Source organism: Candidatus Defluviibacterium haderslevense (assembly GCA_016712225.1).
Lineage (GTDB): Bacteria > Bacteroidota > Bacteroidia > Chitinophagales > Saprospiraceae > Vicinibacter > Vicinibacter haderslevensis.
In genome coordinates this window covers 537,129-554,211 of record JADJRL010000003.1, presented here as the reverse complement: position 1 = coordinate 554,211, position 17,083 = coordinate 537,129, and the positions used below count along the sequence as shown (strand labels likewise).

The window sequence follows — 17,083 nt, the reverse complement described above, 5'->3', positions numbered from 1 at the left end:
ATCATTCGCCTTATTTTGAGGTCAAAATAGAACATTCATGGAGTCTAGACCGTGGCTAAAACATTATCCTGCAGGAGTTCCAGCTAATATTAATCCAGATGCCTATTCTTCTTTGATTGCATTTGCTTCAGAAATGTTCAAGAAGTTTGAATCCAAGACTGCATTTATTTGTATGGGTGCAAAGCTTACTTATAAGCAATTGGATGAGTACTCTGAACAATTTGGTGCTTATTTGCATTCCAGAGGACTTAAACCAGGCGATCGGATAGCTTTAATGATGCCTAATTTATTTCAATATCCGATAGCAATATTTGGTGCTCTTCGTGCGGGTCTGATTATTGTCAATTCAAATCCACTCTATACGCCTCGTGAAATGGAATATCAGTTTTGTGATTCCGGTGCTAAGGCCATTGTAATCGCAGAAAATTTTGCAGCTAATTTAGAAAAAATTATTGCTAAAACAAAAATTGAAATTGTGATCACTACCTCGATTGGAGAATTAGTGGGTGGTGTAAAAGGTAAGTTCATAGATTTCATGGTCAAATATGTGAAATGTCTGGTTCCAAAATTTAATATCCCGAACGCAATTGATTTTACTACAGCTTTGGATCATGGCAAGAAATATAAAATAGTACCTTTCGAATCGAATCGGGAAGACGTTATTTTATTGCAATACACAGGAGGAACTACAGGTGTAAGTAAAGGAACCATGTTGACGAATCGGAATTTAGTTGCTAATGTTGAGCAAATAAAAGCTGTTATTTGCTACTACCTTGAAGAAGGAAAAGAAGTTACTTTGTCACCCTTACCTATGTATCACATATTCGCATTTGCTGTAAATATTTTGGCGATGATGTCCATAGGTGCTACTACGGTACTTATCGTAAATGCAAGAGACATTGGTAGCATAGTTGCTGCATTTAAAAAATATCCCATTAGTTTGATGACCGGAGTGAATACATTGTATAATGCTTTATTAAATTATCCTGGATTTGAAAAAATTAATTTTAGTCATTTAAAAGCTTCAGTAGGAGGTGGAATGGCCGTTCAAAAATCAATTGCTACTGAATGGCAGAAAGTGACCGGCTGTTATCTTGCAGAAGGATTTGGAATGACAGAGACATCACCCGTAGTAAGTCTTAATCCCTTGGATGGGACAGGTAGGTTGGGTTATATCGGAATTCCAGTTCCTTCTACAGATATTCGACTCGTGGACAAATCAGGCCATGTATGTGGAATTAATGAGGAGGGCGAAATTCAGGTTAAAGGCCCACAGGTTATGAAGGGATATTACAACCAACCGGATGAAACGAATCTAACCATTAAAGATGGATGGTTGTGTACCGGTGATGTAGGTATTATGGATGAACATGGTTTTTTCAAAATTGTAGACCGGATTAAGGACATGATTTTGGTATCAGGTTTTAATGTCTATCCAAACGAAATTGAAGAAGTATTGGTGGCTCATCCTAAAATATTAGAAGCAGCTGCTATTGGAGTTCCTGATGAAAAATCCGGTGAAAGTGTGAAAGTTTTTATTGTTAAAAAAGATAGTTCTTTAACTGAAGAAGAAGTCATGGATTATTGCAAACAAAATTTAACCAATTATAAATTACCTCGCAACATTGAATTTAGAGTTTCATTGCCGAAAACAAATATTGGAAAAATATTACGTCGTGAATTAAGAATTTTAAAGTAATCATAAGGTATCATTTAAATTAGTTTTCGAATGAATTACGATAGTTGATTGAGAAACAACTAAAATACCATTTCTATCATTACAAATAAAGATGTTAATCTTGTGAAAAAAAATATATTAATTATTGGGTCAGGTGGAAGAGAGCATGCCCTGGCATGGAAAATTAAACAAAGCGGTTTAGTGAATGAGTTATACAGTATTCCCGGAAATCCTGGAATTAATAGTCTGTGTATCCATTTAGATATAGAATTAGCTGATATTGATGGTTTGAAACAAGCCATTATTCAAAATGATATCAACATTGTATTGTGTGGCCCCGAAGGCCCCTTAGCTGATGGTATTATGGATCAGCTTCAAGATTTAGTCCAATCACATAAACTGATTTTAATAGGACCTAATCAACAAGGAGCTCAGTTGGAATCAAGTAAGTCATTTGCAAAGGAGTTTATGTCGCGCCATCAAATTCCAACAGCAGCATATAGAACCTTTAATCATCAAGAAATAGAAGCCGGTTGTTTATTTATGGATTCCATGAATCTACCCATTGTTTTAAAAGCAAATGGATTAGCAGCAGGAAAAGGGGTGTTGATTTGTGAAACATTGGATGATGCAAAGACTGAATTCAGATCTATGTTGGAAGGTAAATTTGGGGATGCATCTTCACAAGTCGTAATTGAAGAATTTCTGCAGGGTATAGAATTTTCTGTTTTTGTTTTAACGAATGGCGAACAATATGTCATCCTGCCTGAAGCTAAAGATTACAAGCGAATTGGTGAAGGTGACACAGGTCTTAATACGGGTGGAATGGGTGCGATCTCTCCGGTCTCTTTTTTTGATGAAGACATGATAGAGAAAGTGATGCATCAAATCATTGCGCCCACCATTAATGGATTACAAGCAGACCAAATTCCATATCAGGGATTTATATTTTTTGGCTTGATTAAAGTGGGTGAAGATCCATATGTTATCGAATATAATTGTAGACTTGGAGATCCAGAAACAGAAGCCATTATGCCAAGATTAAATACGGACCTCATCCAACTCTTTATTGCGTGTCAGGAACATACGCTTTCACAATCTATGATATCTATAAAGACGGACACAGCCGCAACTGTATGTCTGGTAAGCGGAGGATATCCCGGAGCATTTGAAAAAGGGAAAGTCATTTCAGGCCATGAACAGATTTCGCAAAGTCACGTTTTCTATTCGGGTACTAAATTAGTAAATGGACAATTGGTCACCGATGGCGGACGTGTATTTGCCATTACTTCTTTAGGAAAAAGCAGGCAATCTTCTGTTAATAAAAGTCTTAAGACCTGCGATAAAATTCAATTCGAAGGAAAAAATTATAGAAAGGATATTGGATTTGATTTAAAATGACACCCATAAGTATTGCAGAAATAATTGATATTATAGGAGCTGATGTCATACAAGAATCAGAAGATGATATATGTATTTCGAAAATTGAAACGGATAGCAGACATATTCTATTCCCAGAGAAAACTATTTTTTTTGCGCTGGATGGTCAGTATACCCAGGGACATCATTTTATTCCGGCATTGTCAAAAAAAGGGGTTCGGGTTTTTGTAACACATGCAGATGCTATTCCGAAAGTTTCCGGATATGTGCTTAAAGTAAAAAATACTGTGCATGCGCTTCAGATTTTGGCCATCCATTATCGTAGAAAATTTTCTATCCCTGTTATAGGAATAACAGGAAGTAATGGAAAAACCATCGTTAAGGAATGGCTCGCTCAATTACTTCAAGGAGATCTTCAGGTTTGCAAAAGTCCTAAAAGTTATAATTCTCAATTAGGTGTGGCACTTTCTGTTTTGGAGCTCAATAATACGGATGAGTTCGGAATTTTTGAAGCAGGGATTTCAACCTATGAAGAAATTGAAGTATTGGAACAAATGATCCATCCAACATTTGGTATCATAACGAATATTGGTGATGCACATCATTCTGGATTTAATTCGATAGAAGATAAAGTTGCAGAAAAAATTAAATTATTCAAGCATGTTGATAAAATCTTGTACTGCAGTGATTATCCAGAAATACATGAAGTATTGAAAGTGAATTCCAGCGCTATTGGTTGGGGATTTAATAAGGATGCTGAAATTTATGTTGTAAAAACTATAGATCAATTAAATCATACCAAGGTAGAGTTTCTTTTTAACCATCAACCTTATCATTTCCAAATACCATTTGTTGATGATGCTTCTATTGAGAATTGCTTGCATTGCATTATAGCATCCATTTACTTTGAGATTGAATCTGCAGATATTCAAAAAAGAATCTTGTTGTTACACGGATTAAGTATGCGTCTGGAACAAAAAGAAGGGCTTCATGGCTGTATATTAATTAATGATAGTTATAGTCTTGATCTAAAATCCTTAGAGCTAGCATGTCGGTTTGTAGAACAACAAAATGTGGAATTAAACAGAACATTAATTATTTCTGATTTTGGAGATCACAGGCCTTTTTCTGAATGGAGTCAGGAACTGATTGCATTGATTCAGAAGTATCGATTTAGTAAGTTAATTGCTATTGGCTATCAAATCACAGAAATACAACATTTACTTCCTAAATCTATTTTATTTTATTCTTTTATTAATACAGAGGATTTCATTGCGGAACATGAATCATTGAATTTGCGAAATGAACTGATATTAATTAAAGGTGCACGAAAATTTAAATTGGAACAATTTTTTAATGAATATTCACTTTCCAAACATGATACCATATTAGAAATCAATTTAAAATCCATAGCTCATAATATTTCTATTTATAAAAAGCATTTAAATGCTAAAACAAAAATTATGGCGGTGGTTAAAGCTGCTGCCTACGGAAGCGGGCATTATGAAGTAGCCAGATATTTGGATCATAAGGGAATTGATTATTTGGCAGTAGCCTATGCCGACGAAGGAATTATACTTAGACAAAAGGGAATTCAATGTCCGATTTTAGTCATGAATACCGGGACAACAGATTTCAAAAATTTATTTGAAAACCAACTTGAACCGGAAATTTTTTCCATGGTTCAATTGTATAGGTTGATACAGGAAATGGGCACTTCCATGTCCTTAGAAATACATATTAAATTAGATACAGGCATGCATCGCCTTGGCTTTTTAGAACAAGAAATTCCTGAATTGATCCAAGTATTGCGACACCAAAAACAAATTAAAGTAGTAAGTATTTTTAGTCACCTTGCAGCAAGTGATCAAGTTGATTTTGATGAATTTACTTTACTTCAAAAGTCCCGGTTCGATGCCATGACACACCAGTTAATTCAATCCCTTGGATATAAACCCATGCTTCATTTAATCAATAGTTCTGGTATCAGCAGACATCCACATTTACAATACGATATGGTGCGGCTTGGTATCGGCCTTTATGGTATTGATTCAGATCCACACATGTTTAGCATGCTAGAAAAAGTGCATACATTAAAAACAAGAATTAGTCAAATTAATGAAATCAATGAAGGGGAAACAGTCAGTTATAATCGTTCAGGTAAAGTAAATAGGAATTCAAAAATAGCAGTTCTAAGTCTAGGGTATGCTGATGGATTGCCACGAAATATTTCAAAAAATAATTATTGTGTAGCCATTCAAAAACATAAAGCTCCTATTATAGGTGTTGTGTGTATGGATATGACCATGGTAGATGTTAGTCATATTGAAGGTGTTAAAGTTGGAGATGAAGTTGAAATATTTGGCATTACCAATACAATAGAACAGTTAGCCAAAGCTGCGGAAACCATTCCGTATGAAATTTTATGCAGAATTTCTCCAAGAGTTAAACGTTTGTTTCTGCAAGATTAATAACTCGACCTAATGTTAGTTTTGTCAATAGTAAAGAGCATTTTTCAAAAACGAGTGTTCCCATTATATTTATTTCTATTAGGTTTTATTTTAAAATTTAGCATATATATAAAAAAAAAGTGCCCATGAATAATATGGGCACTTATAGCTAGAGATTTGCTACGAAAAACAAAAAAATTAAATCAGATATTCATAACTATTTAGAATTCTGACAAATAGTTATCAACAGTGATTTTTACATCCTTACATGTGATGATCCAAATCTATGTACGTAACTAACATTAATGGAATAATCAGCAAATGCTGCATCACCGTGAGCCTTTCCTGTTGGATCTGATAAATCATAAACACTCTTTGTGCGATTGCGGTACAGAGAAATCGGAATTGAAAAATTAATTCGATCAGATCCAAAATCATAGTTAATTGCAGGTTCTGCAGTAACTGTGTACCCTGGTCTTCTGCGACCGTTGCTTCCTCCAATAGCATCATGTGACGGAACTCCTTCCAGACGACCACCTAGGCTTATTGTTAGTGGATATTTGTTACTTAAGGGTTGTGCACTTACACCTACTCGAGCCAAAAACTGATCTGTTATGGACAGATAGTTTTGTATAGTATCTGTTTCTGATAACGCAGTATTTCTAAGTACATTGCTGGTTTCTTGTGGTTGGAATAAATAATAGCCTGATGCATACAGGTTCAACTTAGGAGCAATGCTATAATTGATTTGAGATTCAAGGCTGACACCAAATCCTGCATCACCGGGTTGGATAGCCTGATCCACAATTTTAAAATAAGTGCTGTCTTTACCTTTTGAACTCAAGGCATGGAATACATCAATCTGACTAGGATCTCCGGTAGGTAATTTTACACCTAAACCTCCAAGTAAGGATAATTTCTTCTCAGGTTTAGGAGCTAAAATCCAATAGTATCCCGTAGCTCTGATGTCACCTAATCCTCTGCCTTGTACGCTAAATCTTTTAGCTACACCCGCTTTGTCTGTATAATGATTATTAGATCGGTTATTGATAACAAAAGGTACGGAGAAATTAACAAAAAATCGGTCAGATAAGCCATAATTGAACCCAAAGTCATAAGCAAAGGACTTAATTCTAACTTCAGTATGAAGCTCTTCTCGTTCTTTTTGTTCGACATCTCCAACAAAATGTCGGTGTGATTCAAAATAGCGGAAATTAGTGCTGAATTCCAATTGGTTTTTTAAAAGCGTAGAACTGTTTGTGGTTCCTGAACAGCCGGTAGCTCTAACAGCTACACAACCTTGGGCATTCATGTTATTTTCAAAGATGAAGGCTCCTAAAACCAAAAGAAGCCATTTCAATTTAATTAAATTTTTCATGATTAGTTTTTTTATTTTGTTTATATTAAGGATGCAAAGATCATGATCAGAGTTTGACGCACCTTAAAAATGGTATCAAATAGCCTCAATAATTGATGAATGGGTTCAAATTCTTGACCAAGCTTAATTTAATCACAGAAATAAAAGCTTTTTATTAATATATGATCTATCACTTAAGATTTGCTTTTCAGACAAATGTTGGATGAATCAACATCTGAAAATGATAAATGTGACGAACATCAAAATTCAATCGAAGTTATGGATTTGAAGTGAACACCCATCATTTAAAGCTGATACGATATTAAAAATTAAACTGCAGGACAAACTGTTTACTAATCAACATTATACAATAATCGGAAATATTGGCAGATAAATAACTGGTTATTAAGAACTAATGTCTCAAATTAGCTATTAATTTATGACAAATTTTCATATTATGTAATTTGGTGAGTATTTTGATATCAATTCAATAAAAGATACAAAATGACATATGAAAATTTTACCATAAAAGCTCAGGATGCCATCCTAAAAGCGCAAGAGATTGCAGCTAATCTGAGTCAACAAGTTGTTGAAGCCGTCCATCTTTGTAAAGGGGTCATAGAAACAGATGAAAAGTTAGCGGAGTTCTTGTTTCAAAAGATGGGTGCGAATACTCAAAAGATTAAGTTTGAATTGGACACTGCCATTCGAACCACTCCAAAAATCCAAGGCTCCGACAAGCAATATCTTTCAGGAGAAGCAAATCAGGTATTAATCACTGCCAAAAGACTGATGGAAGAATTCGGTGATGAGTTTATAACACTCGAATTAATCTTAATGGCATTTTTGAAAAACAACGATGCTGTAGCAAAAATATTAAAGGCGAATCAAATAACATTAGAAGGATTAAAATCCGCTGTAATGGAATTGAGAAAGGGGAAGAAAGTAACCGAAGCCAGTGGAGATGAGCAATTTAATGCTTTAAATAAATATGCAATAGATTTCACCGCTGCTGCAGAAAGTGGTAAGATGGATCCGATTATAGGTCGCGATGAAGAGATTCGAAGAATTTTACATATTCTTTCAAGACGAAAAAAGAACAATCCGATACTCATTGGCGAAGCTGGTGTTGGAAAGACTGCCATCATAGAAGGTATAGCCTGGAGAATAGTTAAAAAAGATATTCCTGAAAATTTACAGGACAAACGAATATTTAATTTAGATATTTCTGCATTAATAGCCGGAGCAAAATATAAGGGAGAGTTCGAGGAAAGACTTAAAGCTGTAGTAAAAGAAGTGACGGAATCAAATGGCAAAATCATATTGTTCATTGATGAAATTCATACTTTGATTGGTGCAGGTGGTGGAAGTGGAGCCATGGATGCAGCTAACATTTTAAAGCCGGCATTAGCCCGTGGTGATATGCATACTATAGGTGCAACAACATTAGATGAGTACCAAAAATATTTTGAGAACGATAAAGCGTTAGTAAGAAGATTTCAGCCTGTTATCATTGAAGAACCTTCGGTAGAAGATACCATTTCTATACTTCGCGGTGTGCAAGACAAATATGAAGTATATCATAAAGTAGCCATACTAGATGAAGCCTTAGTCGCTGCTGCAGAATTATCGCATCGCTATATTGCTGACCGACAATTACCGGATAAAGCCATTGACCTTATCGATGAAGCATCTGCAAAACTTCGTTTGGAATTAGATAGTGTTCCCGAAGAAGTTGATGAAATGGATCGAAGAGTGCGACAATTAGAGATCGAACGCGAAGCGGTAAAACGTGAAAAAGAAAGCACCAAAATTAAATTTATTGAAGAGCAATTGGCCAATGCTAAAGAAAAATTAGACTCCATCCGTGCACGATGGAAATCTGAAAAAGAAATTGTAGATTCCATTCAGACGATTAAGAAAACTATGGATTCCATGAATAGTACAGCTGATAAAGCGGAGCGGGAATCAGATTTCGGAATGGTGGCCAAAATTCGATATGGAGATCTTAAAGAGCAAGAAAGATTATTGAAAGAAGCGGAAGATAAATTGCATTTATTGCCTGAGGAAGAGCGATTTTCTTCGGATACCGTAACAGCAAATGATATTGCTGCAGTAGTTAGTAAATGGACTGGTATTCCATTACAAAAAATGTTGCAATCTGATAGAGAACGTTTGATTCACATGGAAGGTGAATTGGGTAAACGGGTGATCGGACAATTGGAAGCAGTTAGAGCTGTCTCTGATGCCATTAGAAGAAGCCGTGCAGGGCTTCAAGATCCCAATAGACCAATAGGATCATTTATTTTCTTAGGGCCAACAGGTGTAGGGAAGACGGAATTAGCTAAGGCCTTGGCAGAAGTTTTGTTTGATGATGAAAAAGCATTGACTCGTATTGACATGAGTGAATTTATGGAGGCACATGCAGTAGCTCGATTAGTTGGGGCGCCTCCTGGATATGTAGGTTATGATGAAGGTGGTCAACTTACAGAAGCAGTCAGAAATAAACCTTACTCAATCATACTTTTAGATGAGATTGAAAAAGCACATCCTGATACATTTAATATTTTGTTGCAAGTCTTGGATGATGGTAGGCTTACAGATAATAAGGGTCGTGTTGCTAATTTCAAAAACACGATTATCATCATGACTTCCAATATAGCTTCAGATATTATTCTTGAAAATTTCGAAGACCTTGAAGCGGTTGGAGATAAACACAAAATGGAAATTATTGAAACGACGCGCATCGAGGTTTTTGAAAAACTAAAAGAAAGTGTGCGTCCGGAATTTCTGAATCGTATCGATGATAAAATCATGTTTCTTCCATTAAGCAAAGAGGAAATTAAAAAGATAGCAAGTATTCAAATCAAGAGTCTTACTAAAAATTTGAAATTGCAGGGTTTGTCATTAGAAGTGAGCGAAAGTGCTTTAAGTTTATTAGCTGATCTTGGGTACGAACCACAGTTCGGTGCGCGTCCATTAAAGCGTGTAATCCAGAAAGAAATCGTCAATGAGTTAGCAAAATTGCTGCTTGGTGGCGAACTGGTGAAAGATGGAACTATTCTGTTGGACACCGATGCCAAAGGATTTTTATTCAATGGAAAATCTACCGGTATTGTAAGCGAAACACAAAGCGATCGTAAGAAACGTTTGGATGACTTGACTAAAGCTGCGAAGGATGTTGAAGATGCGGCGAAAGATGTTGAGAAAAAGTAATGAAATGAAACCAGAGGTTGAGATTGTTACATTAAATTTTTGAAATTGGTGTTCAGTTATTTTTATTTCAAATAACTGAACATTAAATCTCTGGTCCCATGTTTTGTAATTAATTTCGTCACATACATTCCACTTGGATAATTTGATAAATCAAAAATAGCAGTCTGTTCATCAATGGATTTATAGTATTCTTTTGAAATGATTTTTCCATGGATATCTGCAAAGAGCAATTGAGCATCTGATGTTTCTTCTAATTGTATGTTTAACTCTAAGTTGGAATGGATTACTGGATTCGATTTTATGGTTAAACTATTTTGACTTAAGGCTATACTATTATTAGTTTCGATAATATATCCTGGAAAAATTTTCAATCTACATACTGGTTGAGGGTTGCCAGGAATGCTTGCTAGCCATAGACCTTTATCTTTTAGATAAACAGGAGTATTAAACGGTATAGTTTCAAAAGCATTCAAAGAAGATAAATCTGCTGCGTGTTCAATACTAAATGTTCCTGGAATTTCTAAATGATGATCTACTAAAATAAAATATCTCGTATTAGGTTCTAAGTCTATTTTCTTTTCATTAATATCGGTCACTGGAACAAAAATATCTTCAAAATTGGCTTCCCCATTACAGGTATAATCTCCTAAACCGATAAATTCAAGAGAGCCACTGAAATCACCAAAATCTCTATCTAATGCAAAATTGCTAAAGTCAGCATTAACTGTATCTTTTACTTTTAAGATATATACGATAACTTGGTATCCATCTAACCTTCCTGCTGAGCCAGAACTTGGTGTTGATGTTAATTGGACTAGAACATTTTCTATTTCAAAATCATACCGCTTATCTAGACAATCAGGAGTTCTATATTGAGCACCAATCAAATAATTACCCGGAAAGCGCAGACTACCATTTGCTTTTGTTTCTTTAGCAAAGATGGATTCATCATCTACGGTTATTTCGAAATTTGCATGGATTATATTATCCTCAGGAATAGCATCTATTGATGTTAATGAATAAATTTTCCATATGATTTTATATATTCCTTCCTCGTGTGGAAGATTTTTAATCTTAAATGTATTCGATAAGGTAATTATTGAATCTTTTGTGTTAGCTTTTAATTCAGGTATGATGATACTATCTGAAAAAAAAGTTAAACCCATATTATTTTCGACATAACAAGCAAAGACCACATCACGTTGTGTTTTACTTCCGTGATTAGAAATTGCAGCTTTAAAAATAAGACTGTCCTGGCAAGTTTGGGAAATAGGTATTGCATAACTACTTGGTGAATAATAAGGATGAGTTATAGCTAAATCATGATCTGGCCTATTTACTAAATAAACATCATCAATAATCCAGAAGTAAAATGCATTGGACCATTTAAATCTAAATTGTACTTCTGGATATCCAGCAGCAGCAGAAGTAATATCCACCAGCAATCTATTATTAACATGGTTATTTGCAGCGGGCGATTCAATATTAATAGGGAATTCTTGCCAATTCACGCCACCATCATGTGTTACTTCAATACTTGTTTTGCCATAAAATTTATAGTATAATTGAAAGAACCAAACGGCCACTGTACTTTGTGATGAACAGTCTATCTTAGGACTTGTCAATACTCCGGATTGAATTCCAAATTTATTATCAGGAAAATACATTTTTGACAATGCAGGGGCAGGACCTTTATCAGTTCCAAGGTTTGAAAAGACTCCTCTGGTATCTAAATATGCTGAATTAAAAACTGCGGCTCCATTCGCATTAGATAATGAATGAATTGGAACATTTGCAGAAGGAGTCCCGCCTCCAAAAACAAAAGGTCGAGCATCCGATGTTTTAGAATATGTCCAAACAGCATTTATAGCAGAATCCGGGATTGATGATGCTAAACCTGTTGTTGTCCATCCATTAAGTCCGCCATCGAATTCAGAATCTTTGTTGCCCGGTCCACCCCAAAATATTGGGTATTGAGCCTGAACACCATTCATTATTAAAATACAAAATAAAATCGAGTGTGCCCAATAACTATTCATTATTTTAAAAGTTAAAATAATATTTATGAATAAAAATTAAAGCTAACGAATATATTATAAATGATAAAAATTTTAACATAAAAAAAGCCCCGCAAAACATTGCGAGGCTTTTCAAAATATTATTTTATATTACTTTATTTAGCAACATTAAATTGTAAAGCACGTATACCGTCTTTGGTAGAAAGTTTTACAAAATAGTTTCCAGCTTTGCAAGATGAAACATCTAAACTCATATCTTTAGTTTGAACAGATTGAAGATCAGTTGAAGAAATAACTTTTCCCTGAAGATCCATAATCATTAAGTTCGCATCAGATGTTTTGTCTAAATTGATCGTCAAATCCAATGTTTTATTAACCACAGGGTTTGTTTTGATCTTTAATGAATTTACATCTAATTGTTTGATATCTTTATTAGCAACAAATAAATTCTCAATTTCTAAACGTACAACAGGTTGAGGATTACCGGTGAATCCAGTGAACCATCGTCCTTGAGCTTCAACATAAACTGGAGTATTGAAAGTTGCCATTCCAAAATCTTTAAAGCTTGTTAGATTAGCTGCATGGCGAACCACATCGGCACCAGTCAACTCAGCAGGATGGTCGACTACAACAAAATATCTTGTAGCAGGATCAAGTCTTAATTTTTTACCATCAAAATCCAATAATGGAACATTGATATCGTCAAAATCTGCTTCACCTGTACAAGTATAATCTCCTAGTCCAACGATCTCTAATGATCCATCGGCTGCGTTAATGTCTTTAGTTGTTTCAAAATTACTAAAATCACTTAATACATCATCTTTCACTTTTAAAACGTATACTACTACTTGATAACCGTCTAATGTACCAGCCCCACCAGAAGATGAAGTTGATGTTAACTGAATGGTAGCCTGTGTGGCATAGAAATCATCTTTTGGATTCCAACAATTAGAAGTACGGAATTGATTTCCATATAAATAGTGCCCACCAGCACGAACGTCATCATCAGCAATAGGCTCTTTAGCAAAAGTAGTCTCTGTTACTTCGAATTTAGCACTCATGGAATTATCTGCAGTTGTAGCATCAGTTGCACCTGGCGTATATGTTCTCCAGGTAATCTTATATTCTCCAACAGGAAGATCTTTTGGATCGAATCGGCCATTGGTTACAACAGTATCAGAAGTACCAGGAGCCAAATCATCGATTACGATACTGTCAGCAAAATATAATTGTCCCGAAACATCGGTCACATAACCTGCAAGTACTAGATTTTGTTGAGTTTTTCCTCCTTTATTGGATACCGTTGCTTGAATTACAAAAGTATCACCACAGATTTGAGAAAGCGGAGTAGCGTAACTACCTGGGGTATAAAATGGTTGACTCAATGCTAAATCATTATCAGGCAAATTCGCCAAATATACATCGTCTATGACCCAGAAATACAATCCACCAGACCATTTAAATCTGAATTGTACGTTTGCAAAACCAGCAGCAGCAGAAGTAATATCTACAAGCAATCTATTATTGACATTCCCATTAACCGCAGGAGAAACCTCATTAATTGGGAATTCTTGCCAAGTGGTTCCACCATCATGAGTCACCTCAATGCTAGTTGTACCATTGAATTTGTAATACAATTGGTAAAACCATACACCTACTGTAGTTTGAGCCGAACAATCAATAATTGGGCTGGTTAAGACCCCGATTTGAGTTGCCGTGGTTCCACTAGTTATACCCGTTGATCCTTTAGGATAACATGGAGCAGGTCCTTTACCTGTACCAATATTTGCAAAAACACCTCTGGTCTCTAAATATGCAGAGTTGAAAACCGCTGCACCATTAGCCTTGGATTTTGAATTTACTGCGACATTGGCACTAGGTGTTCCTCCGCCAAAGATAAATGGTGCAGCATTAGCTGTTTTGGAATGCGTCCACACTGCATTTTTAGCAGAATCCTTTACGGCAGATGCCAAACCTTCAGTGGTCCAAGCGTTTAGGCCACCATTGAATTCTGAATCTTTATTGCCTGGTCCGCCCCAAAATATAGTTTGAGCAGACATTTGGCTGATCATCAGAACACTTAAAATAATTGTAGAAATAATTTTTTGCATATTTAATTGTTTAGAAATTTAGGAATAAAGTTACATATATTGTAAGTCTTGTCATAAAATATTAAAGAATATTAATTTGATTAAAATATAATATTAAGTAAAATAACTATTTATATATTAATTAATTGTTTAATTAACTAATGAACTGCTTGATTAAGTATTGTAAATCAGGATCAGAGAAAGGGACTTCTGAAGGATACAACGAATGTACATAGAATTGTGCTGCTTGGTTAGCACATTATTTTAATTATATTTTATATAATTACCAACTTATCTGAATGTTGTTGTTCCAATTATGATCATACCCCAATTAAAGACCCATTAAAAAATAACAATTGATCTAAAAGAATGAGTTTATTTTGCACCTATTCGGTATGGATGCAAATACCCTATTTTGCCAAACCTCGGTATTGGAGTTTTTAAAATAGGATTCCTTTGTGATCTGGGTTAAATGTACCTTTGATTAAAGAATAAAATCCACTAGATTACGTTTGTTATTTCAACAATAGCCATCTAAATTTATGTTTAAATATTTTTTCTTAATTTTTTGCCTCCCATTAATTTTAATTTCCCAATCTGATCTTCCAATAGGATCTTGGACCACTCACTTGCCCTATAATGCAGGAATTCAAGTCACCCAATCTGATGAATTTGTTTATTATTCAACAGGATTTTCCATATTGCAGATTAATAAAAATGATTACTCCTTTCAAAAAATATCTCGCACAGAAGGATTATCCGGAAATCAAATCAACTGTATCTATTTTCATAAGGCCACTAAAACTTTAGTCATTGCCTATTCAGATGGATTGATTGATTTGTTAACAGAACATGGTGTTATTGCTATCCCGGATATCCAAATTTACAATAATGTACCTATCAATAAAACCATCAGGAGTATAACTTTTGAAGACGATATTCATGTTTTTATCAATGCAGATTATGGATTAAGTTCGTTAGATCTTGTTACTCACAGAATGGCTTTTACTTCATTTACCAATAATTTAATCATTAATAGTACTTTAAATTTTGAAGGGAAAGTCTATTCAGGATCTAACAAAGGACTATATGTATTTGATCCTTCTACCAAAAATCTGATTGAGGATTTTAATAGTTGGAACCTGATTGGAGGCCCAATGGGATTGGATCCTACTGTAAATTATCCATCATTGACAGTTTTTAATAATCAACTATTCACTTCAGACAATACAACGGTATACCAATTAAATCAAAATTTATTTGAGCCCGTTTTTACAGAATCCAATTATTCTGTTCAATTTCTTACATCTGAAGGACCTGACCTCCTGATCGGTTTAACCTGTGATAATTCATGTGGAAATAAGATTTCAATTATAAAAAAAGATGAATCAAAAACCGAATTCACAGGTGATTGTGTAACTGAAAATTTGTCGACCATTCAAGACTCGAAAGGTGTATTATGGATGGCAGATTATAGATGGGGATTCCGAAGAGCAATTTCTATTCATGATCCATGCCAGTCCATCTTCGTCAATGGCCCGTTTTCAAACAATCTTTATGAAATCACCCCAACTTCAGATGGTGTTTTCGTCGCTAGTGGAGGGATTGATGCGAAGTATACCTACGTCTATAGAGCAGATGGTGTATTGAGTTATAAAAATAAACAATGGGATGTTATGAATGGAGGAAATGTTCCTGTATTTAGTCAAAATGACATTCGGGATATCCTGAGAGTAGTCGAACATCCCGATGGCAATAAATTATATTTTGCAAGTTTTGGTGCTGGTGTAATAGAATATGATAAAGTGACTCAAGTCTATACTTTATTTAATGCATCAAATACAAATGGGATTCTCGGAGTAGCTATTGGTGACGAAACGAGGGTTAGGATTTCAGGATTGGCTTTTAATAAAATAGATAAGTCTTTATGGATAGCTGATTTTTTAGCTGGCAAGGCCCTGGTTTCTTACAGTAATGATAAGGTTTGGCGGTCTTATAAGCTGAATGAGATTTCCACTGAAGTGATTGATGTAAAAGTGGATAATAACGGATATAAATGGATCATCCCAAGGGAATCCACAGGAGTGTTGGTTTTCGATGAACAGGATCCAAATAATCCGAATGATGATCGTTCTATCTTGTTGAATAATTCGAATACCAATATGGTTAGTAATCGCGTCAATACGGTTGAAGTTGATTTAGAAGGCGATGTTTGGGTTGGAACAGATCAGGGGGCTATCGTCTTTGAATGTGGTTCATCTATATTCGAAGGAACTTGTAAAGGTTCACGACGCAAGGTGGATCAAGATGGCATTATTGCCTATTTATTAGAGACGGAAAGTGTTATAAGTATTGGAATTGACGGCGCCAACCGTAAATGGTTTGGTACCAGAAATGGGTTGTATGTACAATCTTCGAATGGCGAAGAACAAGTATTGTCTTTTAATACTAAGAATAGTCCCCTCATGGGTAATGTGATCTATGATGTTGTCCCGGATCAAAAAACAGGTGATGTTTGGATAGGTACCGAGGGAGGTATTCAAATATATCGCAGTGATGCAGTTGCAGCTAGAAATGTTTTCTCTTCTTCTATTTATGCATTCCCTAATCCTGTCAATGCCAATTATTCGGGACCAATAGCAATTACTGGATTGTCTCGGGACGCCAGAGTTAAAATAACTGATATCTCAGGTCGATTGGTGTATGAAACTATAGCCAATGGAGGTCAGGCTATCTGGGACGGTAAAGATTATCTTGGCAGAAAAGCAGCTTCAGGTATTTATTTAGTTTTTGCTAATAGTACCAGAGACCTTGATGCAAGTGAGGGTATCGTTACACAAATACTGATTACGCGATAAGGCTAAATATTAGTTAGGTCTTATTTGTTTTAATTA

Annotated in this window: 8 protein-coding genes; 5 read left to right on the top strand and 3 right to left on the bottom strand. The window is 35.1% G+C overall.

Annotation, left to right across the window (positions count from 1 at the left end; translation table 11 throughout):
* Positions 1–37 precede the first annotated feature (37 nt).
* The 3 genes from IPK88_02475 to IPK88_02465 all read left to right on the top strand — a co-directional run bounded on the left by IPK88_02475 (position 38) and on the right by IPK88_02465 (position 5,529).
* On the top strand, positions 38–1,699 hold the full coding sequence (locus IPK88_02475; protein MBK8242265.1) for an AMP-binding protein: 1,662 nt from the start codon (positions 38–40) through the stop codon (positions 1,697–1,699).
* 102 nt (positions 1,700–1,801) lie between these two features.
* Positions 1,802–3,079 (top strand): phosphoribosylamine--glycine ligase, encoded by a 1,278-nt coding sequence (gene purD, locus IPK88_02470; protein MBK8242264.1) that lies wholly within the window; start codon positions 1,802–1,804, stop codon positions 3,077–3,079.
* Positions 3,076–5,529, top strand: coding sequence for a bifunctional UDP-N-acetylmuramoyl-tripeptide:D-alanyl-D-alanine ligase/alanine racemase (locus tag IPK88_02465; GenBank protein ID MBK8242263.1), 2,454 nt, complete (start codon positions 3,076–3,078; stop codon positions 5,527–5,529). Before purD ends, IPK88_02465 begins: the two co-directional genes overlap by 4 nt.
* A 235-nt stretch (positions 5,530–5,764) precedes the next feature.
* On the opposite strand, the gene IPK88_02460 is transcribed toward IPK88_02465, so the two are convergent.
* Positions 5,765–6,886 carry a hypothetical protein gene (locus IPK88_02460; protein ID MBK8242262.1) on the bottom strand — a complete coding sequence of 374 codons (1,122 nt, stop codon included), beginning with the start codon at positions 6,884–6,886 and terminating at the stop codon, positions 5,765–5,767.
* Between the two features lie 483 nt (positions 6,887–7,369).
* Here IPK88_02460 and IPK88_02455 point away from each other — a divergent pair, with 483 nt between their 5' ends.
* Positions 7,370–10,081, top strand: coding sequence for an AAA family ATPase (locus IPK88_02455; protein MBK8242261.1), 2,712 nt, complete (start codon positions 7,370–7,372; stop codon positions 10,079–10,081).
* Between the two features lie 62 nt (positions 10,082–10,143).
* On the opposite strand, the gene IPK88_02450 is transcribed toward IPK88_02455, so the two are convergent.
* Positions 10,144–12,120, bottom strand: a complete 1,977-nt coding sequence (locus tag IPK88_02450) for a hypothetical protein (protein MBK8242260.1) — start codon at positions 12,118–12,120, stop codon at positions 10,144–10,146.
* A 134-nt stretch (positions 12,121–12,254) separates the two neighbouring features.
* On the bottom strand, positions 12,255–14,210 hold the full coding sequence (locus IPK88_02445; protein MBK8242259.1) for a T9SS type A sorting domain-containing protein: 1,956 nt from the start codon (positions 14,208–14,210) through the stop codon (positions 12,255–12,257).
* 521 nt (positions 14,211–14,731) lie between these two features.
* On the opposite strand from IPK88_02445, the gene IPK88_02440 reads away from it, so the two are divergent.
* Positions 14,732–17,047 (top strand): hypothetical protein, encoded by a 2,316-nt coding sequence (locus IPK88_02440; GenBank protein ID MBK8242258.1) that lies wholly within the window; start codon positions 14,732–14,734, stop codon positions 17,045–17,047.
* Positions 17,048–17,083 lie beyond the last annotated feature (36 nt).

Excerpts from the sequence above, each read along its gene's own strand:
- IPK88_02475 (MBK8242265.1), top strand. The coding sequence starts at position 38 with ATGGAGTCTAGACCGTGGCTAAAACATTATCCTGCAGGAGTTCCAGCT.
- IPK88_02465 (MBK8242263.1), top strand. The coding sequence starts at position 3,076 with ATGACACCCATAAGTATTGCAGAAATAATTGATATTATAGGAGCTGAT.
- IPK88_02460 (MBK8242262.1), bottom strand. The coding sequence starts at position 6,886 with ATGAAAAATTTAATTAAATTGAAATGGCTTCTTTTGGTTTTAGGAGCC.
- IPK88_02455 (MBK8242261.1), top strand. The coding sequence starts at position 7,370 with ATGACATATGAAAATTTTACCATAAAAGCTCAGGATGCCATCCTAAAA.
- IPK88_02450 (MBK8242260.1), bottom strand. The coding sequence starts at position 12,120 with ATGAATAGTTATTGGGCACACTCGATTTTATTTTGTATTTTAATAATG.
- IPK88_02445 (MBK8242259.1), bottom strand. The coding sequence starts at position 14,210 with ATGCAAAAAATTATTTCTACAATTATTTTAAGTGTTCTGATGATCAGC.
- IPK88_02440 (MBK8242258.1), top strand. The coding sequence starts at position 14,732 with ATGTTTAAATATTTTTTCTTAATTTTTTGCCTCCCATTAATTTTAATT.